The following is a 24,002-nucleotide window of genomic DNA, read 5'->3' as shown; positions in this document are numbered from 1 at the left end:
GCTTTGACAAATTACTATATCGAACAAATTTTAACATTAATTAAGAGGACTCGATTTTTTTAAATTAATATATTTGACTTACATATAAACCACTTATTATGAAAGTCTATATTATTGCTTTATTGCTTCCACTATGGCTGCCATGTATGCTTTATGCACAAAAGAATTTCGAGCCACTTTCTCTAACGGATAAATCCTATGACCAATTGAATAAGAAGCAACCGGCGAAAGTGACCGGTAAAATCTTAAATGCAAGTCAGGAAGATCTATCCAAAATCCAAATCCAGTACAGTATCGTCAATTTGATAGGACCTCATCAAAGTAAAGCAACGATACCATTGAGCGCTGATGGCACTTTCGAATTTAGACAAACGCATAACCTTCCCTATCAGCAGGTCTGGTTTAGCTTGGGTGACTACGTCTATACCTGTCTTTACCTTCAAGACGGTTTAGAACTTATCTTTGATTTAGAAAAGCTGAAGAAGAAAAACGTTTACATGATCGGTGATGGCATTTCCTTCGCTGGAAAAGATGCTGAAGTAAATCGACAGATGAATGAATATACCTTATTTGATAAAAAACATAATCCCGATTTTTATAAACCCCTACAAAAGCTTGAAGCAAAGGACCCGCGCTTTCAGCAAAAATTAGACTCATTATTTACGATTCAAAGAAATACAAATACCGCCTTTTATAAAGCGTATAATACAACCTTTAAGCCGTTAATTGATGCAGCGACCGATGCAGAGTATACGTATAAGCTGTTGAGTTACTATTTAAGCAATAGAATTAAAAAAGAAACTATTGAGGAAATACTAGTTCCGATATATTCTGTGTCAAATGAAACCGGCAACTATCTTCACATGTTAAATACCTATTCCAGAGTTTTGCTCTATCCAGACAACAAAAGTCGTGGAGATTTTGTAAAAGTATCCGAATATATTTCCAAAATTTTCCCAGAAAACTATGCGGATATCGTCAACCTAAGATTCAAGGATGGAGATATTCAATCACAAAATGCTATCTATAGTATCATCCTACCAAAATTAAAGAGCACATGGGCCAAAGAAAACCTTCGTATTGAAATAAAAAATTTAACAGCCAAACAGGCAAAAATGAAAGATATAATAGACTCCGCTCCTACTGAATCGAAGCAGACCTCTTTTGGCACCTTAATAAAGGAGCTCCCCTTTGATGCTACATTATTAGTGAACAACACGAAAAGTGGTGCCGAACTGATTCAAACCATAAAAGCAAAATATCCAAATAAACTAGTTTTATTAGATATATGGGCGACATGGTGTGGGCCCTGTCTTGACCAGATGCCCTATGGCAAAAAGCTACATAACCAAGCAAAAGAAGCAAAACTTCCTGTAGAATTTATTTATCTATGTACCGACGCATCCTCTGATCAACAAAAATGGGTCAACAAAGTAGCAGAACTAGAACAGCCGGGTACACATCTGTTTGTCGGAAATACTGTGATTAGTGAACTATTCACTTTATTTAATCGTTCCGGATTTCCAACATATGTTGTTATAAAACCAAATGGCGAAATAGATACAAAAGCTATATCTTGGATGAATGGTGTGACTTTGGAAAAATTAAAAGAAATGATGAGGTAATGCATGGAAGTATAACTTTTTGATGTTATGTTTGCACAAATTTTGTAATGATATGGCCATCAAAAGATCTGGTAAGCAAAATACAGCCAGCAAACAAAAAAATACCTTTAAGAAAGTTTCCTTCAATCCGTTGAAATCTATCAAATCGCCCATTCTCCGCATCATAAGCAGAGTTGTTCTTTATTTTATCGGTATTAGTCTTTTTTGGGTAATTAGCTTAAGGTTCATTAATCCCCCCATTACTTGGTTAATGATTCAACGTGGTTTTGAACTTAAGGAACAGGGAAAAGGGTTTAAATTGGAAAAAAATTGGTTGAGTTACGACGAACTTTCGGACAATTTAAAACTAGCGGCCATTGCAGGAGAAGATGCTCATTTTATGACCCACTGGGGTTTTGACCTCAAAGGTATCCAAAATGCCATCAAGAAAAATGCACAAGGCAAAAAACTGCGTGGCGGAAGTACAATCAGTCAACAGGTCGCCAAGAACGTCTTTCTATGGCCAGGACGCTCCTGGTTAAGAAAAGGTTTCGAGACTTATTTTACTGTTTTAATTGAAACATTTTGGAGTAAAAAACGTATTCTTGAAGTCTATCTTAATGTCATTGAAATGGGACAAGGAGTTTATGGAGCAGATGCAGCTGCAGCATATTACTTTAGCAAAACAGGAAGTAATCTTTCCAAAAAACAGGCCGCACTGATTATTGCGATCTTGCCAAATCCCCGCGAATGGGATGCCCGTAATCCTTCTTCTTATGTCAACAGAAGAGCAAATGCAATCGCAAAATATATGCATCATTATACCATTCCGGAATAGTAACAACCCCTATTGGATCCTAGCGTTAAATATGGAGATTTCAGTGATTTGGCGCAGCAGAAGATAAAATGCAGATCACTTCATTTATCTTATGATTCATCGCTATCTCCTAACAACATAAAAAAAACGCCATTGATGAAATGGCGTTTTTTTTATGTTGTTATTTTCTGCTATGCAAATAATCTTTTGTGCCAGCTCTCCTTAAAAGGAACCACCCAAGCATTATCCAATTGGTGCTCGTAAGTAATGGTATTATCAAACACAAGCGTGTTATCATCTATCTCACCTGCAGCCAATAACCTTTCAAAACCCGAACGGTTGACTACTGCGACACCGTTAGTCGATTTATATGCAAATTGCATACGATCGAAGAGTTGAACCCCGTACTTTTCTTCTATACCTTTCAAAAAACGAACAGAACTATCTACAGAACAACCTGAAGCGGCAGCAACATCCTCGTCAACCTTTAGGATAATAAAAAGATGATCACGAAGCTCAGCTGAAGCAGACAAAGGTTTTCCATGAACCTTCCACTGTTCAGCAAAAGCGGCCAGTTCCACCGAAATTTGCTCGCCTTCTTCAACCGAAAGTATACGGTCAGCCTGATAAATCCAAATACGTTTCATAAGTACACTCCTTTCCTTTGTTAAATTAACCTATATAATAGGGTGAAATCATCAAATAAACAATGACACCTGTCACGGCAACATAGAGCCACATGGGGTAAGTGATCCGTGCCAACTTTTTATGTCGCGCATAAGATCCCGAAATACCTCTTACAAAAGTAAAAAGAACAAACGGTATGATTATAATAGATAAGAGAATATGTGTGATCAGTATAAAGAAATAGATTGGTCTCAAAATTCCCTCACCCCCATATTTTGTTTCAATAGACGTCATGTGATAAGCCACGTACATCGCCAAAAAAGCCAAGGAACAGGCAATACAACATTTGATCAAACGTTCATGCAGCGCTTTGTTACCTTTCTTTATTGCAGCTACTGCCCAAAACAACAAAATTGCAGTAACACCATTGATCGTCGCATAAATAGGCGGTAAAAAAGTCAATGGCTTCACATCATAACCTAATTTTTGTAGATTGACAGTAAATAATACAGCCACGACAACTGGTATAACAACAGAAAGCACCCAAATCCACTTACTGTATTTTTTTTCTTTGATAAGACTCTCTTCCATGTTTCTAACTATCTCTTTTGTTCTATCGTAGCGGGATGATTTCGGATCTCCTCCACCAACAATAATTTAATTTCATCTTCCAATCGATCAATATCCGTCTTGACATTGATATCATAGATACCTCTAATCCGTCCCTTTGTGTCAAGCAAAAGATAGTTGGATCCGATGATAAAAGGTTTTGCTTTGTCGTTACTTACGATTGCATCCTGCAATAAACTCTCTTTGGCAAATTTAAAGATATCAACAGCAGGATCTGTCACAAAAAACCAAGATTTAGTCCAGGGTTTGTAAACTTTAGCATATTTCGCAAGTACTTCTGGTGTATCGTATGTGGTATCGACTGTTATGGAATACAGCTTTACCTTTTTGTTATGAATAAAACGGTTGGCAATCTGATCCAATCTTTTAATCATCGTTCTCGACAGCGATGCATCCCGCGAATACATCAGGTGAACGACTGAAAGTGTCGTATCATTATCCAATAACTGTACAGGCTTACGATCGTAATTAACAAAATTGACCGAAGGCACAGTATGATAAATCGTATCAGGGATATCCCGTCCCCATTTACGGTGTGTTGTTCCAGGAACTTCCTTCTTACCAAAAATAGGGAGGGAAACGTAATTATTGGAACCACTTTTATTTAGTATAAAATATAAAAATCCTGGCAATAAAAGAATTACTGCCAGGATCAATATAGTTTTAATACCTTTCTTTTGTCCAGTATTATTATCCATTATTCACTTTATCTATTTATTTGGAAACAATTGATGCTCCTGAAAAGCACCCGCCAAGAAACCTCCCTCAACTAACATCAGGACGATAAAATAAATAATAAAAATAAAGACTATTGCTACGGTAACGATGAAACTCGATTTTTCGAATTTCAAGTGCATAAAGAATGCAACGATATAATATGCTTTAACCAAAGTTAAAACGATATAAATAGTATTTACCAACGCACCTTTGGCTAAAATTTGCCAGTGGTGAACAAAACCTAATGCAATTAAGAACTCTAGACAAGTAAGCGCCAAAAGTACGCCAAATACTCTCCAGATGGCCTTCTTATCCATCCCACCTTCGTGAGCATGCTCTCCGTGAGCGATATTATCTTGATATTGTGACATAGCGATCTAAAATTATTAATTCAGTGATTAGATTAAGTAGAAGAATGTAAATACGAATACCCACACCAAATCCACAAAGTGCCAATATAAACCTACTTTTTCAATCATTAAGTAAGAACCACGATTTTCGAATGTATTATTTAACGTCATGAAAAGAATGATGATGTTTAAAATAATACCAACTGTAACGTGGAAACCGTGGAAACCTGTAATCGTAAAGAACAAGTTTGCAAATTGCAACGCCGAAGTATAGGAAATATCGTGTGTAAAGTAAGGTAATAAGGCCGTCTTAATTGCATCACCTTCTAAACCAGTCGCCGGGTTTTTACCAAACCAGAATCCCATGTGGTGTAAGTGAGTCCACTCGATAGCCTGACAGCCTACGAAACAGATACCACCCAAAATCGTCCAAAGCATCCATTTAACGACTTCATTCTTTTGATTACGGTGACCAGCTTCAACAGCCAAAACCATTGTTACCGACGACATAATCAAAATAAACGTCATCAAACCAACGAATACCAAAGGTTGACCATGGTCAGCAATACCCGGGATAGATTGGAAAATCTTATCAGGATCAGGCCATGTTGGGTGAGAAAAGCGTTGCGCGCCGTAATAAACCAAAAATGCAGAAAATGTGAAGGCATCCCCTACCAAGAAAAACCACATCATGATTTTTCCATACTCTAAGTTCCAAGGTGATTTTCCACCATTCCATGGACCAGTTTTTACCTTATCCAATTGCGATACTGTTGTACTCATTGTTTACTATTATTGATTCAAAAGTAAGAAAACATATATATAAATCCATAAAAGATCGAGAAAATGCCAAAAAATACTGGCAAGATCCATGCGGAAAAGATTGCCGTCCTTAGGAAGTTTGTTAACCCCTATAATCGCGCCAATCAAAACGATCAAACCCGCAATAATATGTGCCAAGTGCATCCAAATAAAAACGTAAATAAACGACTGAGATGCATTGTTATTCACAAAATAAACACCTCTTTCGATTAATACGTTCCAAGCATGTACCTGTAACGCAAAAAACACGATGCCCAAAACAAAAGTGACTATCAAAAATGCCTTTTGTTTGGAAGAATCACCATTTTTAGCCGCTTTATGTGCTAAAAACATCGTAAGACTACTTACTGCAATCACAATCGTACTATACAATAGTGCATTTGGTAATAAAGTCTTGATCCCTTTGTCCACGCCACTCGCTGTATATACAATGAAACCACTGGATAACGCAGCAAACATCATGAACATGCCCAACATACCCAACCAAAGGTTGAATTTCTGAGCTTTTCTCTGTACTAACTTCTCGTCAGTCTGTGCTTGTATATCTAACATTATTTCAAAGGAATAAAGTTAAGCAATAATACGAGTTGTGTAACAGGCAAATAAATGAACGATGTAAACATAACTTTCTTTGCTGAAGGAATATCACAATTCTTAAAAAGCAAATAGCCATAATAACCAAACATCAATCCACCAATGACCGACACTATCGTAAACCAAATTCCACCAAAGCCAAAATAATAAGGTATAAATCCAGCAGGAATCATTAACAATCCGGTAATGAATACCATAAAGGCCGATATCTTATCACGTTTTGTAGTTGGTAACAACCTAAAACCAGCCAATTTATAGTCATCATCCACAACCCAAGCGATTGCCCAGAAATGCGGAAATTGCCATAAAAACTGAATCGCGAACAAAACGAAGGGAATAATAATAATTGCGGCTTCGTTGTGTCCACTGTAATAGGCCAGATCATCCTGTGAAAAGGCAGCATAATAACCAATTAATGGTGGAAATGCGCCCGGGAATGCACCTACAAACACGGCTATTGGTGATTTTCTTTTTAAAGGTGTATAGATGAATGCATAAAGTAAGATACAAAAAACCGACAGTAGGCCAGCGACAAAATTTAGGCGAACCAATACCAAGGTACCCAAGATGCCCATAAAGACACTCATTACCAAAGCTTGACCTGTTGTCATCCGACCAGAAGGTAGCGGTCTATCCTCTGTACGTTTCATCAACTTATCTAGATCTTTTTCGATGATTTCATTAAAACCATTGGCAGAACCTGTTACCAGAAAACCACCCACAGTCAACAACAACCAATTGACCCAGAAAATTTCACCCTGTTGTTTTGATCCTATCAGAAAAGCAATTGACGCGGAGAATACCACCGTCAACGTAAGTCTTAACTTAACTAGCTTTTTAAAATCTGAAATAAATTCTTTCATAATTAAAAGAGACCTCCTACTACCAGTGTATTCAAACACATAGTTTTTAACATAAACATCTCGAATTTCAAAATTAATGCCTTTGCTTATTTAACAGCAACAACAGATAAAATTGAGCACCAAATAAAAGTGTCCCAACAACCAGATGCGTTGTCTGCGCAAATGCAGGTATTGCAAATCGAGCTAAGATAATTCCTGATAGCATTTGGATACCCACGAGGATCAACGCGATTAAAGCAAATTTAAACTGCTTAGATCCCGTATTGAAACTTGTGCGGACCAAAAAGAATAATACAATAACTAAAATCAAAGAACAATATGCCAACCATCGATGTACTTCGAATTGTTGGCCAATAGCTGTTATAAAATCGGCGCGGGCAATGTTGGAGCCAGTCAATAGATCAACTTCCTCCCGAACTCCCGTTCCGACGATCACCTGCGTTAACATCAACAAAATGGAGATCAACGCAAGACCTTTTAATACGCTTAAAGAACGATTAACCAATATGGTCTTGTCACGTAGTGTAACCGCTTTAAAGTATGTATATATACTGATACAAACAATTACAAGCGCCAAGAGCATATGTACGGTGATGATCCAGGGCATCAAATTGGTTGATACCACGATCGAACCTAACCAGGCCTGAATGACCACAACAAAAAGATTAACCACTGACCAAACAACGATCGAACTTTTTGATTTTATATACGTGAAGGAATAAATTGCGGTAAACAATAAACAGAATCCAGAAATAACTCCCACCAAACGATTGATATACTCCGTCCAAGTCTTCGCAACATTAAATTCCTCATGTTGCAAAATACTTTTGTCGGTACGAAGCTTGTAAGCCATTTCCTTATCACCAAAAAATTCGACAATCTTGGCGAAACGTTCATTCTTCTTTGCTCTCCCTTCAATATAATGTTGTTCGTATCCTTGGGGTAATTGGGAAATATCTGTGGGTGGAATAATGCGGTTAAAACATTTAGGCCAATCTGGACATCCCATGCCTGAACCTGTACTCCGCACAACACCCCCAGCAATAATGACCATAAACAGTACGATAATCGTAATAAAATTGGTCTTTATAAATCGCTTTTCAGCAGCTGGAAACATAATACTACCCCTACCTCTTAAAATACAAACTTGTATAAAATAGAGTAGGTACAAGCCCTACTCTATTCTACTAAATCTTATTAGTCTTTTCTACCATTTTGAGCATTCCATTCTGCTTGGATACGCTCAGCTTCCTCATCTCCTTCAAAATCATGAGGCAAATTCGAGCTCATCGTTTCAGAGAAAGGAACATCTTGAGGAATGAAATCCTCACCATGACCTGGCTTACTGTAATCGTAAGGCCAACGGTGCACTGTTGGAATTTCTCCTGGCCAGTTACCATGAATATGTTCTACCGGAGTAGTCCATTCCAAGGTATTCGATTGCCAAGGGTTTTGTGGTGCTTTCTTACCGAAGAAGATCGAGTAAAAGAAGTTCCATAAAAATGCAACCTGTCCCAAAGCAGCAACGATAGCAGCCCAAGTAACCAATTGATTCACAGAAACCCATTTTGCCATGAAAGCAAACTCAGTAAATGCATAATAACGACGTGGCACACCATCAATACCCATAAAGTGCATTGGGAAGAATACCATGTAAGCACCGATGAAAGTCAACCAAAAGTGTAAATAACCTAATTTCGTGTTCATCATACGACCAAACATTTTAGGATACCAGTGGTAAACACCACAAAGCATACCGAAGATGGACGCAGATCCCATTACCAAGTGGAAGTGGGCTACAACGAAATACGTATCGTGCAAGTTGATGTCCAATGCCGCGTTACCCAAGAACAATCCTGTCAAACCACCGGAGATAAAGAAAGATACCAAACCGATAGCAAACATCATTGCAGGTGTAAAACGGATATTACCTTTCCATAACGTTGCTAGGTAGTTAAATGCCTTAACAGCAGATGGAACAGCAATAATCAAGGTTGTGATCATAAATACACCACCTAAGAACGGATTCATCCCCGTCACAAACATATGGTGCCCCCATACGATAAATGACAACACTGTAATACCGATCAAAGAGTAAACCATGGCATGGTAACCGAAAATTGGTTTACGTGAGTTTGTAGCAATAACCTCAGAAGTCAAACCTAATGCAGGCATAACGACGATATATACCTCAGGGTGACCCAGGAACCAGAATAAGTGCTGGAACAAAATTGGAGAACCACCTTCGTTAGGTAAAATCTGTCCTTGTACAACCAAGTCAGACAAATAGAATGACGTACCAGCGGCACGGTCAAAAATCAAAAGAACCACCGCGGATACCAATACCGGGAATGACAACATACCCACAATCGCAGTTAAGAAAAACGCCCAGATTGTCAAAGGCATTTTCCATAGATCCATACCTTTTGTACGCATGTTCAAAATCGTACTTACGTAGTTGATACCACCGATCAACTGAGAAGCAACGAAAAGAACCATACTGACCAACCATAAAGTCATACCCGTTGCAGATCCGGAGATTGCAGTCGGTACAGCCGATAATGGTGGATAGATTGTCCAACCAGCAGAAGCAGGTCCGCTCTCTACAAAGAAAGAAGCGATCATGATTACTGATGCAATGAAGAACAACCAGTAAGATAACATATTCATAAAAGGCGACGCCATATCGCGCGCACCGATTTGATATGGAATTAATAAGTTACTGAATGTACCCGATAGACCCGCTGTCAACACGAAGAATACCATAATAGTACCATGGATGGTCACCAAGGAAAGGAAAAAATCCGCCTTAATACGGCCACCTTCAGCCCATTTGCCCAAGAATACCTCTAATATAGGGAAATCTTTATCCGGCCATGCTAATTGGATACGGAATAATACTGATAAAAGCATCGCAAAAACTGCCATGATGATACCAGTGATCAAGAATTGCTTGGCAATCATCTTGTGGTCACCAGAAAAGATATACTTTCTGATGAATGATTCCTCGTGATGATGTCCGTGCGAATCGTGATGTTCAGCGCTATGCGATATTACTGTACTTGACATATTCGATTTTATATTCAAAAATTCTTAATTAGTTCAAAGATGCTGTAACTTGTACGCTATCCTTTTTTACGTTAGCCGTTTTACCACTGAATTCTTTTTGTAGGTCTTCAGTAAAATATTTGTTTTGTTTAGCTAACCACTCTTTGTATTGTGCCTCAGTTACAACAACAACTTTCTTTTGCATATTGTAGTGACCCATACCACAGATCTTGTTACATAACATCACAAAATCATAGTTGTAGTCTCCCAAACGATCACGCATTTCTTCTGTTGTTACAGTAGGTGTGAATTGGAAATAGTTGGTCATTCCCGGTACCGCATTGATCTGAACACGGAAATCTGGGATAAAGAAAGAGTGAATAATATCTTTTGAAACGATATGGAAACGAACTGGTTTATTTACAGGTAACCAGATTTCAGAACCTTGAATATCATCCCATGAATTTTTATCATTAAAGTCAATACCGTAAGAATTCGTCGGTGTCGTCATTTTGTAATTACGCTTACCAATGATACCATCCGTACCAGGGTAACGTACTTGCCATTGAAACTGCTCACCTAAAACCTCAATTTGCAATGCGGATTTTTGAAGATCCTCAGGAACATTTGTAATTGATCTCCAAGTAAAGAAACCGAACAATACCAATACGGTCAAAACTACAGCAGGAACGATTGTCCAAATCTTCTCAATAGTATTGTTATGCGGATAATAATAGGCTTTGCTTTTGGCACGCATACGGTATATGTATGGGAACGTCAACAACAAGATATGTGTAATAACCAATACAAATGTTGTAATTGCGGTTGTAATGATAAACATGTTATCAATACGTAAACCATGTTCAGTTACCGCAGAACGCCAATATGCAGCGCCCCAATGGACGTATGACCAGTAAACACCGTAAAGAAAAACAACCAAGAAGATAAACAACAATGTCGATTGGAATGTGTTATTCGCAAATGGATTGTATCTACCGTTCATTTTCCGTGTCAATTCGTAGATCGAAAGTACCTTGCCGACAACAGCAACTATTGTACAGATGACCAAGAATAATAACACATAGTATGTGAAGTTTTTATAAACCTGAGGGTCTATTTGCTTCACTTCTTCAACAGCAGGAGCAGCAGCGCCAGCTTCTGTCGTAGAGCTAGCAGATGCAACAGCAGCAGTACCTGCTGCCGCTGTTGTATCTTTTGCAACCGAATCCGTTGCTGCAGGGGCAGCTACCGCTGTAGTCGCCACTTTAGCAGAGTCAGATGCTACTGTATCTTGTTGACTTGCAAGAATAGGATTTGCAAAAAGCAGCCCTAGTGCAAGCACAAAACCCGAGATGGATTTGAATCTATTATTTAATTTAAAGCTCATTTCTTTTATAACGTTTTTACGTAACCTTCCTTTAAAAGTGAAACTATATTTGGTGATGCAAACTCTCATCCAAGAAAGGATGATTTTTAGGCACCAAGGCTTGTTTACTCAATTTGTTCATCACTAAGAATACAAACAAACCTAAGAAACCAAGTGCAGTTCCGATTTCAATGATACCAAATCCTCTATGTTCAGCAACAGTACCAGGCATGATCATGATATAATAATCTAGCCAGTGACCTGCCAACAATAGAATCGCTACGAACAACATAACATTTTGTTTACGTTTAGCATCGCGATCCACTAATAGTAACAATGGTGCCACAAAGTTAATGATAATACTCAACCAAAACCAAGGTTTGTATTCAGGTTCCCAACGTTTGTAGAAATAAACTGTTTCTTCAGGAATGTTTGAATACCAAATCAACATGAATTGTGCAAACCAAACATAAGTCCAGAAGATTGAGAAACCGAACATCAATTTACCCAAATCGTGTAAATGATTTTCGTTTACCCAGTTCATATAACCAGCTTTCTTCAATACAACAACGATGATCGTGATACAACAGATACCACTTACCCACATTGCTGCAAAGTTGTACCAACCAAACATGGTAGAAAACCAGTGTGCCTCTAAGGACATGATGGTATCGAAAGACCAGATTGGTGTAGTAAAACCGAAGATAACCAAGAAGATTGCAGACAATTTGAATGATTTCTTGTAAGAAGCCAAACCGCCTTCTAAATCCTCTTTATAAGAAAGTTTCGCAAAAATAACTGCAAAAATGCTATATAGTCCCATAAATACAACTTGACGGATCAAGAAGAAAGGAACATTTAAATAAGCAGATTTACCTGCGATAATAGGGTCGTAATTTGCATTATTAGGGTCAGTAAGACCATCTGCATGCCAGTGGTGATACAAGTTATGTGTAGTCAAACCTAAGCCTACAATAACCAATAAAATCAATGATGCAATTGGTAAAACACCCGCCATAGCTTGAGGTATACGTACCAGACCTGCAGACCATGCAGACTGTGTTACATATTGCAAAGCAACAAAGAATGTTCCTGCTGCACACACACATGTAAAGTAATAACCCATCAATAACAAGTTGGCGTATGTACGCTCTACAGTAACGTGATCGCCCGAGAGCAACCCCATAGCTACAGCAGCTACGCCTAGTACAACAGCGATAATACTGAACATTTTAGCTTTGCCAGCAAACTCGTATCGCTCGTTGAAATTATAATCGTGATGATGACTGTGAGTTCCCATTTATATATCTGATGTTAGATTATTTCTTTTGTAATTCGTGAACATACATAACAACTTTCCATCTCTCTTCTGGAGACAATTGAGATGCATGCGATCCCATGGAGTTATGTCCATAATAAATCGTATGGTAAATCTTACCATCTGTCAAGTCAGCCATGAAACCACCTCTTGAAGAGTTCGCTTTATCCGTTCTGTGATAAGACGGTGGCGGCGGAAAGTTCTCTAATTGACGAGTACCTCTAGAATCAGTTACACTACGATCTTTCGTAAGAGGTCCATCCCCTTTACCTTCTACCCCGTGACATACTGAACAGTATGTAGTGAATAAAGCCTTACCTTTTTCAAGGTTTTCAGCATTAACAAGCAAAGGATTTTTCACCTCAGCACCAGCGCGTACATAATCCTCTAATGTATTGGCATACTCAAAACGAGTGAAACCAATTGGATCTGTACCTTTAGGAGGTGCCTGTGCTGTCTTTCCATCAGCAAAATTCGCATTGGGTTGATCCGGATTGAAAGCAAGCGGATCGTACATGTTACGGGAAAATTCCAAACCTGTACTACGAGTCGTTTTGTCACCACAAGAAGAAACAAGTGCTGTCAATGCTACAGCTGCGCATACAGTTCCAAGTAAATTCTTCTTATTCATAGCTAACATATTTTCTATCATTGTACTTAACTTCAACAGCACCTGCTTCTTTCAATAAGCTATCGATCAAAGCGTGGTCTGCATTTTCTTTGGCATCTACTGCAAGGATGAAACGGTCATCTGTTGCTCTTAGGTCCATCACGCGAGGCGTACGTCCCGGGAACAAGTGGTTACGGAAGAAAAATGTAGCAACCATTCCCAAAGCACACAATAAGATCGTAACCTCAAATGTTACTGGAACAAAGTTTGGCATTGCAAATGATGGTTTACCACCGACATTCATCGGCCAATCGTATACCATAGTATAATACAACAAACTAAAACCTAATGTCGTTCCTAATGCTCCAAAGCAAAATGCTGCGATAGGCAAGCGAGAAGGTCTTACACCTAACTTCGCTTCGATGCCGTGGATAGGCATCGGAGTAAAGCAGTCATAAATACTTATATTGTTTGCTTGCAATTTGTCGATCCCATGCATCATGTCATCCGGATCCGCAAAACTACCTAATATATATTTTGTATTGCTCATTGCTGATTATTTTCTAACTGATAATTCTTTAATCTCTTCTTCTGTCACTGAATCATATTTTTCCAATGATTCTTGGAAGTACTCAACTTGCTCTGCAGGGAATGCACCTTCTTGAGCCAATTTAGTTTTGTGTTGTAATGACGATGATTTCAACAACAATTTAACTTCGGCAATTGCGATACCTGGCAAGAAACGTAAGAACAACAAGAATAAAGTAAAGAATAATCCAATTGAACCTACAAAGATACCTACGTCTGTCCAAGTTGGGTAGAACATTGCCCAAGATGAAGGCAAGTAATCACGGTGCAATGAAGTCACGATAATTACGAAACGCTCAAACCACATACCGATATTTACCACAATAGATAGAATCCATGAGATCGGAATACTTGTACGGATTTTTTTGAACCAGAATAACTGTGGAGAAATTACGTTACAAGTCATCATTGACCAATACGCCCAAGCGTATGGACCCAACATACGGTTCTCGAAAGCATACATTTCGTATTCTGAACGAGAGTACATTGCAATAAACAACTCTGTTAAGTAAGCCACACCCACGATAGAACCAGTCGTCATGATAATGATATTCATTGACTCAATGTGGAACATTGTGATGTAGTTCTCAAAGTTCATTACTTTACGTAAGATCAACAATAAGGTCTGTACCATCGCAAAGCCTGAGAAGATCGCACCTGCCACGAAATATGGAGGGAAGATCGTCGTGTGCCATCCAGGGATAACCGAAGTTGCAAAGTCCATGGATACGATTGTGTGTACAGAAAGTACTAGCGGAGTTGAAATACCTGCCAAGATCAAGGACACGATTTCAAAACGTTGCCAAGTCTTCACAGAACCATTCCAACCGAATGATAATACAGAATAGATCTTTTGTTTTAATCCAGTAGCACGGTCACGGATAGTCGCGATATCCGGCAACAAACCACAGTACCAGAATACCAAGGATACTGTAAAGTATGTTGAGATCGCGAATGCATCCCATACCAATGGAGAGTTGAAGTTTACCCAAAGTGATCCAAATTGATTTGGAAGAGGGAAAATCCAATATGCCAACCAAGGACGACCCATGTGAGCTACAACGTATGTAGCCGCACAGATTACCGCAAAGATCGTCATCGCCTCTGCGGAACGGTTGATTGAGTTACGCCAGTTCTGGCGGAAAATTAATAATACAGCTGAAATCAACGTACCAGCGTGACCGATACCAACCCACCATACGAAGTCGGTGATATCCCAAGCCCAGCCTACTGTTTTATTCAGACCCCAAGCGCCGATACCTGTCCAAAAGGTATAACTAACGCTAACTACCCATAATAAAGCACCCAATACAGCAACGGTAAAACCAATCCACCATGCTTTATTTGGTTTATTTTCAACCGGTAGTAAGATATCATCCGTAATTTTTGCATACGTGATGTCTTTACCGGTCATTAATGGTTCTCTTAATATTGATTCGTTATGCGATGACATAGTATTTTTATTTCAAATATTGTACAAGATTACGCCTCAAAAGTGTTTCTAACTTTTGTCATATAACCGATACCCGGTTGAACATTGATTTCCTCAAGTACGTAATAAACACGCTCATTGCGTAATGCTTTGGAAACTTCTGATTCTGGATCATTCGCATCACCAAAAATAATTGCATTTGCCGAACATGCTTGTTGACAAGCCATTTGGATATCGCCATCTTTAACTTTGCGATTTTCAATCTTAGCTTTCAATTTACCTCCTTGGATACGTTGGATACACATCGAACATTTTTCCATTACCCCACGTGAACGAGTTACTACATCTGGATTCAATACCAATTGTGTGAACTCATTGTTCAAGTAGTTATCAAAACGTGAATCATTCCAGTATGCAAACCAGTTGAAACGACGTACTTTGAACGGACAGTTGTTCGCACAGTAACGTGTACCGAAACAACGGTTGTAAGCCATATGGTTCAGACCTTCTGAAGAGTGTACTGTAGCCAATACCGGACATACAGTTTCACAAGGTGCGTGACCACAGTGCTGACACAACATGGGTTGGTGAACAACAGTGATATCTTCGAAATCCAATTCAGCTGAAGCTTTCGCAATCTCTTTCTCTTTTGTCAGATCTTGATCTTTGCCTTCGATTGTATAGTAACGGTCGATACGTAACCAGTGCATCTCACGACGACGACGAACCTCATCACGACCTACAACAGGGATGTTATTCTCTACGTTACAAGCAACGATACAAGCACCACAACCTGTACATGCGTTCAAGTCGATCGCCATCACCCATTTGTGACCCGGTTGCTCATATTTGTTCCACAAATCGTACGTTTTGTGATTATCTGTAAAGCGTCCTGCCTCAGAGTTAGGATCTTTCAAATATTTCGCAAACGTAGTCTCACGAATCACGTTACGACCTTCGATTGTGTGGTGTGTTTGTGTTTGTGCCAATTGGTAAGTTCCAGAAGCTTTCGCTACTGTTGCTTTTGCAACACCTTGAACAGTACCGTTGATGATAGAAGCAAATGGGAATGCGTTTTTACCAACTTCATTACCTGCTTTACCAACTTTAGTACGACCGTAACCTACAGCAACTGAAACAGTTCCTTGAGCTTGACCTGGTTGTTGTACAACTGGCAATTCCAATTCGACACCATTTGCTTTTACAGTCACTTTACCATCTTCACCTAAGCCTAGTTTTTCAGCATCTTTTGGATTTAGGGCAGCATAGTTGTCCCAAGTTACTTTAGATACTGGATCAGGTAATTCCTGTAAGTAAGCGTTGTTTGCATAACGACCATCGCGAAGAGCAGAAGGCTCGTAAAGTTTCAATTCAAACTCACCAGTGATTGCTTTGCTAGAAGCTTCGATTGCAGTAGCGGCAGCGGCAGCATTTCCTGTAAATGCAGGAGCAGTTGCAGCTTTAGCACCTTTATATTCAAAACCAGTTTGCAATACAGCATCCCAGTTTTTTGTAGAACCAGCTAAGATTTGTGTAGACCACAAGTTCTTAACAAAGTTGTACATATCTGTTGTGTTTCCTGCCCAAGTCAACAAGCTTTGTTCAGCTTGACGCGTTTGGAAAACAGGATTGATTGTAGGTTGAACGATAGAGTACAAACCTTCTTTCGGGTTAGCATCACCCCAAGACTCCAAGAAAGTACTTGCAGGAGCAATCGCTGTCAATTCCGACGCAGTCTCATCAGCACGTTGTGCGAATGATAATGTGAAAGGAATCTGTTTCAAAGCTGCTTTTACATCATCCGCTTTGAAGTAGTCATATACAGGGTTGCTGTTCAAGAAGAACGCTACACCCACTTGACCGCCTTTAGCAGCAGCTAAGAAAGCTTGGAAAGAAGAATCCGAACCTTGGTATTGTTTAGAATAGTTATCTAAATCAATGATTGTACCGTAAGCGCCCAATGCAACGTTGATTGCATTGACCAATACCTGAACATTCACATCATTTGAACCGGCAACAACCAGGGCAGCGCCTTTGCTGTTCACCAATTCTTTTGCTGCAAGAGCTACACCTTTTTGTGCTTTTTTGTTTGCAGTCGCACCAGCCAATGTTTGACCAGTGATTGCATTATATAAAGCGACCAAGGTAGCACCTTCTTCTGAAGGTTTGATAGCAATACGTGCATCAGCATTTGTACCAGTCATCGAAAGACCAGACTCAAATTGCACGTGACGTGACATTTTTCCATTTTTCAATGATTTATAGTCACGGTTTTTAGCGTATTGTTGTGTATGCTCCTCACCTGCTAACCAAGTTCCTAAGAAATCAGCAGCAACTGAAACGATTACATTTGCTTTATCAAAATTGTATGAAGGAACTACAGCTTTACCAAAAGAAGCTTTATTTGCTTCGATAATACCGCTGTAAGAAACAGCATCGTATTGTACATGATTCGCTGTAGGGAATTTCGTTGCGAAAGCAGCGATAGCTGCCAAAGTTGAAGGACTGTTTACTGTATTAGAAACGATCGTAATTTGTTTACCAGAAGATGCAGCAGCAGTCAATGCTTTAACAACTTCCCCATCCAATTTAGACCACTCAACATCTTGACCTTTCAATTGCGCTTGCTTCAATTTAGATTCATCATATAAATCCAATACCGAAGCAGCAGTCGTTGAATCCAAACCTTGGTTCAAACCAATTGCATTAGGGTTAGGTTCAACATTGATAGGACGACCTTCACGAGTTTTAACTAAGATACTTTGACCATTGAATGTCGACGTATAATAGTTAGGGATACCTGGAGTTACCTCTTCAGGTTTAATCAAATAAGGAACTGCCTTATGCACAGGAGTACGGTTACAAGCCGCTAAAGAAACAGCACCCAAACCAAAACCTAATGCTTTCAAGAAGTCACGGCGAGGAGTTTTAGTACTCAAGCCAGCTTCGTTTAATACATCTTCTACAGGAATAGATTCGGCAAACTCACCCTTGCTTCCCTCAACGAAAGCAGGAGTTTGATTTAACTCTTCCAAACCTTTCCAATATTTTTTATTGCTATCCATTTAAGCTGTATATAAGATTGCGTATTTCAAATAATTATTAATAGTGACATTTACCACACTCAAGACCACCGATCATGGCTGCAGTCATTTTCTCACCTTTCTTAATTCTTTCGTGTGCCTTGATCAAATCTTCATAATATTTATTATCTGATTTGATATCTGTCTTTTTGTGACAATCAACACACCATTTCATCGTCAATGGAGAGTATTGGTACACTTCTTCCATATTTTGGATCGGACCGTGACAAGTCTGACACTCTACTCCTGCTACCACAACGTGTTGTGAGTGATTGAAGTAAGCGAAATCAGGCAAGTTGTGGATACGAACCCATTGAATTGGCTTAGGATTGTTACCGTAAGTACGCGTCTCAGGATTCCAATCCAATGCACGATAGATTTTAGCAATTTCTGGAGAGATCTCACCATCATAGTGCTCTGATGCAGTGACTGTATTGTGACAGTTCATACATACGTTAGCCGATGGAATAGAAGCATTTTTAGATTTAAATGCACCACCGTGACAGTATTGACACTCAATTTTATTTACACCAGCGTGGATTTGGTGTGAGAACTTGATTGGTTGAACAGGTTTGTAGCCTTCGTGAACACCTACGTTCCACATCGTCTTCCAACCACCTACTGCCAATAAAGCAACAAGCATCAACACGGTAAATCCAACCAATTTTTTGTTTTTAACGAATGCTTTCGCAAACTTCACAAAACGTTGATTGTCTTCAGGTTCTTGTTGCGCTGCAATAGCTTCCTGATTCTTAGCAATTACATTTTCTAAGGTACGGATCACACGGTTCAACACCACGATCACAACAACCGCCAAAACAACAACAGCGATCAAGCCCAAGATCATGAACATTGACGCATTATCATCTTTTGCAGCAGCGCCACCAGGAGTATCACCTTTCGGTTTCTCTACTGAGGCATCTTTGATAAACGCAATTACAGATTTAATCTGATCATCAGATAGATCGGTAAAAGAGGTCATCACAGATTTGTTGTACTCTTCGAAGATTTTAACCGCCTCAGCATCACCTGTAGCAATTAAAGCTTGAGAGTTACGGATCCATTTAATCAACCATTCTTCAGATTTAGTATCTGGAACTCCTTTCAAAGCAGGACCAACTACTTTTCTGTCAATGGCGTGACAGGATGTACACTTAGATTTGAAGATTTTTTCACCTTCCTTGACATCTTGCGCATGCAACGTCGTAACGGCAAATAATAGCATCAAACTCGTTGACACCACCCTCGCAAGGCTTCCCAAAACGGATGAGATAGTTCTCATATTTAGCACTTTATACTATTTATTTGTGAATGTAAAAAATTAACTCCCATGGTTAAAGGAGCCACTACCCCCCTAACAATGCCACAAAAGTATGATTTATTAACAAATCGCTGACAATTTTGTGACCTTTAATATCAATTTATAATCATTCTAAACAATTGCGTTTAAACCACATTAAATCCCTATTATGTGAACGAAGTACATCAATTACCTTAACTTTTCATCACGCTACGCCTATCAAATATAAGACATTACTATGACAATTTAAAATACCTGAATATCAAGATCATTCCGGGCTAAAAAAACATTTTCCCATATTAATTTCGTAACTTTATAGGTATGAAAACGCTATTATATAGCTACTGTATCTGCTTGTTCCTAATAGGCTATTCCTGTCAGGGTCAGCAGAACATTAAACAGACTACGAAAATGGAAACGAATAAAAAACACAACCCGTTAAGCAAAGAAGAGGAATATGTGATTGTACATAAAGGGACGGAGCGTCCTTTTACGGGTGCACTTTTGGATAACAAGGTGAAAGGAACTTACATTTGTCGACGTTGCGATAGTCCACTATACCGTTCGGAATCAAAATTTGAATCTGGTTGTGGCTGGCCGAGCTTTGATGATGAGATCCCTGAAGCAATCACGCGGATCACGGATGCAGATGGACGCCGTACAGAAATCCTGTGTACTAAATGCGGTGCGCATTTGGGGCATGTTTTTCTTGGCGAAGGTTTCACGGCAAAAAACACGCGCCATTGCGTCAATTCTATTTCAATGAAATTCGTAGCGGATACTACAAAGTAACCTTTGCTTTCGTCGACTCACGAATTTTCAATTCACAAGGCAACACCATCTTACGTGTTGCTTTTATTTTGCCCTGTAGACGGAGCAAAAGTATATTGATCAGATTTTCTGCTATCTCCTTGATCGGCTGTGAAACGACAGTGATGGAAGGCTCCAGTAATTTAAATACGGTATGATCATCGAAGGCGATCATTGCCGGCATGACAAAATTATATTTCTTCGAAGCTTTTAATCCAGAAATCGCCAGATAATTGGTCGAAAACAAAACAGCATCCAAACGATTTTCACAAATAAAATCTTTTAGTGACTCCATTGCTTCGTCATCTGATGCATCCATCTGCACCTTCTGAATAAAACTCTGCTGCTTATTATTATCCATTGCTTTCAGATATCCCTCCGAACGCTCCTTCATCTGGGTCTGATCCGAGTATAAAGACACAAAGCCGATACGCTTATACGCCTGTTGACATAAATGGCTTGTGGCATCAAAAGCACCCTGAAAATTATCTGCGCCAACATAGTCTGTCTCCAGATCCGGAAAATAGCGGTCAAAAAGTACAACAGGAATATTACTTTGCTGCAATTGTTTGACAGTATCCTCCAAACCATCTGAAGGCGTAATGATAAAACCGTCAACCTGACGATCGTAAAACATTTGGATCAGTTCCTTCGCCTTCTCGACATCATTGTTGGTACTACAATAAATAATGCGGTATCCCTGCTCGTATACTTTGCTTTCGATCAAACGTGCAATATTGCCAAAGAAAGGATTCGAGATGTCTTCGATAATCAAACCTAAAATCTTGGTTTTTCCGGTTCGCAAGCTCTTCGCCAATTCATTTGGCTTATACCCTACTTTCTTGACATAATCCAATACGCGCTTGGTCAACGCCTCGCTGATACGCTTCTCTTTTGCCTTGTCATTCAAAATAAAGGATACTGTAGTTACAGAAATTCCCAACGCCTTTGCGATATCACTGATCAGAATACGTTTCTTCATGTAGAGTAGGTTTGTTAAGTTTTTATTTCGAAGATTACTAAAGTAAAAAATTTAACGACAATTTACTAAAATAATAATAAAATTGCGCTAAAAGGTTTTATTTACTAATTTTAAGCAGTTTCAAATACCCGAACACAAAACCTATGACAGGAAATAAACTCATCACAACAGTGTTGGGCACGCTAATTTTACCATTTTGCGTTCAAGCTCAGCAAAATTTAACACAATATGTCAATCCATTTATTGGATCAGCAGATCACGGACACGTCTTTGTCGGAGCCAATGTACCTCTAGGTGCGGTACAACTTGGGCCAACGCAGATCCCACAGATCTGGGACAAATTCAATGGCTGGGATTGGTGCAGCGGCTACAATTACAAAAGCCAGGAAATATTGGGTTTTACCCACACCCACCTGAGCGGAACAGGCATTGGCGACCTCAATGATCTTATGATCGTTCCGGCGAATGGCAAGCTACAATTGACACCTGCAGAATTCAACAAAATGAATACTGGCTATGGCTCGTCATTCAAAAAGGAAAATGAAGTCGCTAAACCCGGATTTTACAGTGCCTATCTGGATGACTATAAAGTTCAGGCCAATCTCACAGCAACAGAAAGAGTTGGTTACCACCAATACCAATACGAAAAAACAGACAATGCCCATATTTTAGTTGATCTGGGTTATCACATCAATTGGGATAAACCAACTGATACCTATATCAAACAGATCAATGATTCTACATTCGTTGGTTATCGTTTCTCCACAGGCTGGGCCAGTGACCAAAAGCTATACTTTGCTATAAAAACTTCGCAGCCTATCCAAAAGGTTAGATTCTTTGATGGCAAAGACGAAAAATTCGGTCAGACGACCTTCAAAGGACAAGCGATCAAAGCAGCGCTTTTCTTTGATGCAGCTAAAAACAAGAACATTGAACTGAAAGTCGGTATTTCGCCAGTCAGCTCGACCAATGCCTTAAATAATATCAATGCGGAGATTCCAGGCTGGAATTTTGAGAAAGTAAAGCAAGAAGCCGATCAACGTTGGAATAAAACCTTAAACAAAATCCAGTTTGAAGCAGATAAGGATACAAAAACAATCTTCTATACTGCTTTATACCACACCTACTTCGCCCCTACAATTTTCAACGATGCAAGCGGTGATTATTTGGGTACGGATAAACAGGTTTACGAAAAACAGGATTTTGTAAATCATACTGTATTCTCCCTTTGGGATACCTATCGCGGGCTTCATCCACTGATGACCATCCTTGAAGACCGTAAAATCAATCAGGATTTTATCAAAACCATGCTTGCTATATATCAACAACAAGGGAAATTACCGATGTGGCATTTGCAGGGTAATGAAACCAATACCATGGTTGGCTTGCCGGCCATTCCGGTCATCGCAGATGCCTTCTTAAAAGGAATCATCGACGAGAAGGATTATCCGTTGGTATGGGAAGCTGTCAAAACAACCGCTATGGGCAATGACCATGGGTTGAAATTTGCGCGCGACCTGACTTATATTCCTATCGACAGTATGCCGAATGAATCCGTTGCTTGGGCATTGGAATATGCTATCGCCGACTTTGGCGCTTATAAAATTGCCGAGAAATTAGGAAAGACAGAAGATGCTGCTTATTTCAAAAAACGCTATAAATTATATGAGCAATATTTTGATAAAGAAGTAGGTCACTTTGTTGGTAGAAAAGTCAATGGTGACTTCCGCAGACCTTTTGATCCATTAATGGCTAAGCACCGTGAAAATGATTACTGTGAAGGGAATGCATGGCAATACACTTGGTTGGTACCACAAGACGTGACAGGTTTGATTAATCTTTTTGGCGGCGAACAGCAATTTTTAAAGAAACTGGATTACTTCACAACCATGTCTTCGGATCTCGGTGGAGAGGCTTCTCCAGATATCTCAGGACTAATCGGCCAATATGCACAAGGCAACGAGCCCAACCACCATATCCCTTACCTATATGCCTATGCAGGACAGCCGTGGAAAGGTGCCGCATTGGCGCGTAAAGCGATGACCGATTTCTATACAAATACACCGGCAGGACTTTGTGGTAACGATGACGTCGGTCAGATGAGCGCATGGTACGTATTCTCGGCGATGGGATTCTATCCATTGAATGCTATGAGCGGTGTATATGTATTTGGTTCGCCGATGATGGAACATGCCAACATCAATTTGCCAAATGGTAAGACTTTAGCGATAACAGTCAAAAACCAAGGTAAAGCAAACCAATACATCAAATCGATCAAATTGGACGGGAAGCCTTACACCAAGACTTTCATCACACATGCACAATTGCTACAGGGTGGTCAGATGGAAATTGAGATGAGTGCTACGCCGAATAAAAACTTTGGAAAAAACAAAGCAGACAGACCTACAAGCGTTGACAATAATTAACTGAAAAATTGTCAG

The 24,002-nt window shown here is 39.4% G+C and carries 21 protein-coding genes; 4 read left to right on the top strand and 17 right to left on the bottom strand.

The genetic code is table 11. The features are described from left to right. Nucleotides 1-98: 98 nt before the first annotated feature. Entirely contained in the window at nt 99-1,625 is a 1,527-nt protein-coding gene (locus tag DFQ12_RS23500) for a thioredoxin-like domain-containing protein (protein ID WP_120261497.1), read from the top strand. Between the two features lie 52 nt (nt 1,626-1,677). Further along, nucleotides 1,678-2,442, top strand: coding sequence for a monofunctional biosynthetic peptidoglycan transglycosylase (gene mtgA, locus DFQ12_RS23495; RefSeq protein ID WP_120261496.1), 765 nt, complete (start codon nt 1,678-1,680; stop codon nt 2,440-2,442). Nucleotides 2,443-2,612: 170 nt separating this feature from the next. Here the strand turns inward: mtgA and DFQ12_RS23490 are convergent, their stop codons facing one another. The 16 genes from DFQ12_RS23490 to DFQ12_RS23415 all read right to left on the bottom strand — a co-directional run bounded on the left by DFQ12_RS23490 (nt 2,613) and on the right by DFQ12_RS23415 (nt 19,751). Continuing rightward, nucleotides 2,613-3,068 (bottom strand): ABC transporter ATPase, encoded by a 456-nt coding sequence (locus tag DFQ12_RS23490; protein ID WP_120261495.1) that lies wholly within the window; start codon nt 3,066-3,068, stop codon nt 2,613-2,615. Between the two features lie 25 nt (nt 3,069-3,093). Beyond that, the gene (locus DFQ12_RS23485) at nt 3,094-3,639 is read right to left on the bottom strand and encodes a DUF420 domain-containing protein (protein ID WP_120261494.1); all 546 of its coding nucleotides are present in this window, start codon (nt 3,637-3,639) and stop codon (nt 3,094-3,096) included. An 8-nt stretch (nt 3,640-3,647) separates the two neighbouring features. Then, on the bottom strand, nt 3,648-4,376 hold the full coding sequence (locus DFQ12_RS23480) for an SCO family protein (protein ID WP_120261493.1): 729 nt from the start codon (nt 4,374-4,376) through the stop codon (nt 3,648-3,650). Between the two features lie 12 nt (nt 4,377-4,388). Continuing rightward, nucleotides 4,389-4,766: a cytochrome C oxidase subunit IV family protein gene (locus tag DFQ12_RS23475; RefSeq protein WP_120261492.1), complete on the bottom strand. Its 378-nt coding sequence runs from the start codon at nt 4,764-4,766 to the stop codon at nt 4,389-4,391. Between the two features lie 27 nt (nt 4,767-4,793). After that, a complete protein-coding gene (locus DFQ12_RS23470) occupies nt 4,794-5,528 on the bottom strand; it encodes a cytochrome c oxidase subunit 3 (RefSeq protein WP_120261491.1) in 735 nt (244 codons plus the stop codon). A gap of 9 nt (nt 5,529-5,537) precedes the next feature. Then, nucleotides 5,538-6,119, bottom strand: coding sequence for a cytochrome c oxidase subunit 3 (locus DFQ12_RS23465; RefSeq protein ID WP_120261490.1), 582 nt, complete (start codon nt 6,117-6,119; stop codon nt 5,538-5,540). Continuing rightward, nucleotides 6,119-7,024 carry a heme o synthase gene (gene cyoE, locus DFQ12_RS23460; protein ID WP_120261489.1) on the bottom strand — a complete coding sequence of 302 codons (906 nt, stop codon included), beginning with the start codon at nt 7,022-7,024 and terminating at the stop codon, nt 6,119-6,121. Before cyoE ends, DFQ12_RS23465 begins: the two co-directional genes overlap by 1 nt. Before the next feature lie 73 nt (nt 7,025-7,097). Continuing rightward, nucleotides 7,098-8,141, bottom strand: coding sequence for a COX15/CtaA family protein (locus DFQ12_RS23455; RefSeq protein ID WP_120261488.1), 1,044 nt, complete (start codon nt 8,139-8,141; stop codon nt 7,098-7,100). 80 nt (nt 8,142-8,221) lie between these two features. Next, nucleotides 8,222-10,093, bottom strand: a complete 1,872-nt coding sequence (locus tag DFQ12_RS23450) for a cytochrome c oxidase subunit I (RefSeq protein WP_208642614.1) — start codon at nt 10,091-10,093, stop codon at nt 8,222-8,224. A 28-nt stretch (nt 10,094-10,121) separates the two neighbouring features. Beyond that, a complete protein-coding gene (locus tag DFQ12_RS23445) occupies nt 10,122-11,459 on the bottom strand; it encodes a cytochrome c oxidase subunit II (RefSeq protein WP_120261487.1) in 1,338 nt (445 codons plus the stop codon). Between the two features lie 43 nt (nt 11,460-11,502). Then, the gene (locus tag DFQ12_RS23440) at nt 11,503-12,738 is read right to left on the bottom strand and encodes a quinol:cytochrome C oxidoreductase (protein WP_120261486.1); all 1,236 of its coding nucleotides are present in this window, start codon (nt 12,736-12,738) and stop codon (nt 11,503-11,505) included. Between the two features lie 19 nt (nt 12,739-12,757). Further along, a complete protein-coding gene (locus DFQ12_RS23435) occupies nt 12,758-13,396 on the bottom strand; it encodes a c-type cytochrome (RefSeq protein WP_404479136.1) in 639 nt (212 codons plus the stop codon). After that, the gene (locus tag DFQ12_RS23430; RefSeq protein WP_120261484.1) at nt 13,380-13,916 is read right to left on the bottom strand and encodes a DUF3341 domain-containing protein; all 537 of its coding nucleotides are present in this window, start codon (nt 13,914-13,916) and stop codon (nt 13,380-13,382) included. Before DFQ12_RS23430 ends, DFQ12_RS23435 begins: the two co-directional genes overlap by 17 nt. A 6-nt stretch (nt 13,917-13,922) precedes the next feature. Then, nucleotides 13,923-15,407 (bottom strand): NrfD/PsrC family molybdoenzyme membrane anchor subunit, encoded by a 1,485-nt coding sequence (gene nrfD, locus DFQ12_RS23425; protein ID WP_077437920.1) that lies wholly within the window; start codon nt 15,405-15,407, stop codon nt 13,923-13,925. A 29-nt stretch (nt 15,408-15,436) separates the two neighbouring features. After that, nucleotides 15,437-18,451, bottom strand: a complete 3,015-nt coding sequence (locus DFQ12_RS23420; RefSeq protein WP_120261483.1) for a TAT-variant-translocated molybdopterin oxidoreductase — start codon at nt 18,449-18,451, stop codon at nt 15,437-15,439. 37 nt (nt 18,452-18,488) lie between these two features. Then, nucleotides 18,489-19,751 (bottom strand): cytochrome c3 family protein, encoded by a 1,263-nt coding sequence (locus DFQ12_RS23415; protein WP_120261482.1) that lies wholly within the window; start codon nt 19,749-19,751, stop codon nt 18,489-18,491. 339 nt (nt 19,752-20,090) lie between these two features. Between DFQ12_RS23415 and DFQ12_RS23410 the strand changes: the two genes are divergently transcribed. Then, the gene (locus DFQ12_RS23410) at nt 20,091-20,561 is read left to right on the top strand and encodes a methionine-R-sulfoxide reductase (protein WP_120261481.1); all 471 of its coding nucleotides are present in this window, start codon (nt 20,091-20,093) and stop codon (nt 20,559-20,561) included. On the opposite strand, the gene DFQ12_RS23405 is transcribed toward DFQ12_RS23410, so the two are convergent. Next, the gene (locus tag DFQ12_RS23405; RefSeq protein WP_120261480.1) at nt 20,551-21,561 is read right to left on the bottom strand and encodes a LacI family DNA-binding transcriptional regulator; all 1,011 of its coding nucleotides are present in this window, start codon (nt 21,559-21,561) and stop codon (nt 20,551-20,553) included. The two genes, DFQ12_RS23410 and DFQ12_RS23405, sit on opposite strands and share 11 nt — an antisense overlap. A gap of 143 nt (nt 21,562-21,704) precedes the next feature. Here DFQ12_RS23405 and DFQ12_RS23400 point away from each other — a divergent pair, with 143 nt between their 5' ends. Further along, on the top strand, nt 21,705-23,987 hold the full coding sequence (locus DFQ12_RS23400; RefSeq protein WP_120261479.1) for a GH92 family glycosyl hydrolase: 2,283 nt from the start codon (nt 21,705-21,707) through the stop codon (nt 23,985-23,987). Nucleotides 23,988-24,002: the final 15 nt, after the last annotated feature.

Source organism: Sphingobacterium detergens, assembly GCF_003610355.1.
Classification (GTDB): domain Bacteria; phylum Bacteroidota; class Bacteroidia; order Sphingobacteriales; family Sphingobacteriaceae; genus Sphingobacterium; species Sphingobacterium detergens.
This window is presented reverse-complemented; position numbering and strand designations above follow the sequence as displayed.

Bases quoted from the DNA above. Each gene is read 5' to 3' on its own strand.
- DFQ12_RS23470 (WP_120261491.1), bottom strand. From the start codon at position 5,528: ATGAGTACAACAGTATCGCAATTGGATAAGGTAAAAACTGGTCCATGG.
- DFQ12_RS23465 (WP_120261490.1), bottom strand. From the start codon at position 6,119: ATGTTAGATATACAAGCACAGACTGACGAGAAGTTAGTACAGAGAAAA.
- DFQ12_RS23490 (WP_120261495.1), bottom strand. From the start codon at position 3,068: ATGAAACGTATTTGGATTTATCAGGCTGACCGTATACTTTCGGTTGAA.
- DFQ12_RS23475 (WP_120261492.1), bottom strand. From the start codon at position 4,766: ATGTCACAATATCAAGATAATATCGCTCACGGAGAGCATGCTCACGAA.
- DFQ12_RS23455 (WP_120261488.1), bottom strand. From the start codon at position 8,141: ATGTTTCCAGCTGCTGAAAAGCGATTTATAAAGACCAATTTTATTACG.
- DFQ12_RS23485 (WP_120261494.1), bottom strand. From the start codon at position 3,639: ATGGAAGAGAGTCTTATCAAAGAAAAAAAATACAGTAAGTGGATTTGG.
- DFQ12_RS23410 (WP_120261481.1), top strand. From the start codon at position 20,091: ATGAAAACGCTATTATATAGCTACTGTATCTGCTTGTTCCTAATAGGC.
- DFQ12_RS23500 (WP_120261497.1), top strand. From the start codon at position 99: ATGAAAGTCTATATTATTGCTTTATTGCTTCCACTATGGCTGCCATGT.
- DFQ12_RS23435 (WP_404479136.1), bottom strand. From the start codon at position 13,396: ATGTTAGCTATGAATAAGAAGAATTTACTTGGAACTGTATGCGCAGCT.
- DFQ12_RS23400 (WP_120261479.1), top strand. From the start codon at position 21,705: ATGACAGGAAATAAACTCATCACAACAGTGTTGGGCACGCTAATTTTA.
- DFQ12_RS23480 (WP_120261493.1), bottom strand. From the start codon at position 4,376: ATGGATAATAATACTGGACAAAAGAAAGGTATTAAAACTATATTGATC.
- DFQ12_RS23445 (WP_120261487.1), bottom strand. From the start codon at position 11,459: ATGAGCTTTAAATTAAATAATAGATTCAAATCCATCTCGGGTTTTGTG.
- DFQ12_RS23420 (WP_120261483.1), bottom strand. From the start codon at position 18,451: ATGGATAGCAATAAAAAATATTGGAAAGGTTTGGAAGAGTTAAATCAA.
- DFQ12_RS23405 (WP_120261480.1), bottom strand. From the start codon at position 21,561: ATGAAGAAACGTATTCTGATCAGTGATATCGCAAAGGCGTTGGGAATT.
- nrfD (WP_077437920.1), bottom strand. From the start codon at position 15,407: ATGTCATCGCATAACGAATCAATATTAAGAGAACCATTAATGACCGGT.
- DFQ12_RS23430 (WP_120261484.1), bottom strand. From the start codon at position 13,916: ATGAGCAATACAAAATATATATTAGGTAGTTTTGCGGATCCGGATGAC.
- DFQ12_RS23450 (WP_208642614.1), bottom strand. From the start codon at position 10,093: ATGTCAAGTACAGTAATATCGCATAGCGCTGAACATCACGATTCGCAC.
- cyoE (WP_120261489.1), bottom strand. From the start codon at position 7,024: ATGAAAGAATTTATTTCAGATTTTAAAAAGCTAGTTAAGTTAAGACTT.
- mtgA (WP_120261496.1), top strand. From the start codon at position 1,678: ATGGCCATCAAAAGATCTGGTAAGCAAAATACAGCCAGCAAACAAAAA.
- DFQ12_RS23440 (WP_120261486.1), bottom strand. From the start codon at position 12,738: ATGGGAACTCACAGTCATCATCACGATTATAATTTCAACGAGCGATAC.
- DFQ12_RS23415 (WP_120261482.1), bottom strand. From the start codon at position 19,751: ATGAGAACTATCTCATCCGTTTTGGGAAGCCTTGCGAGGGTGGTGTCA.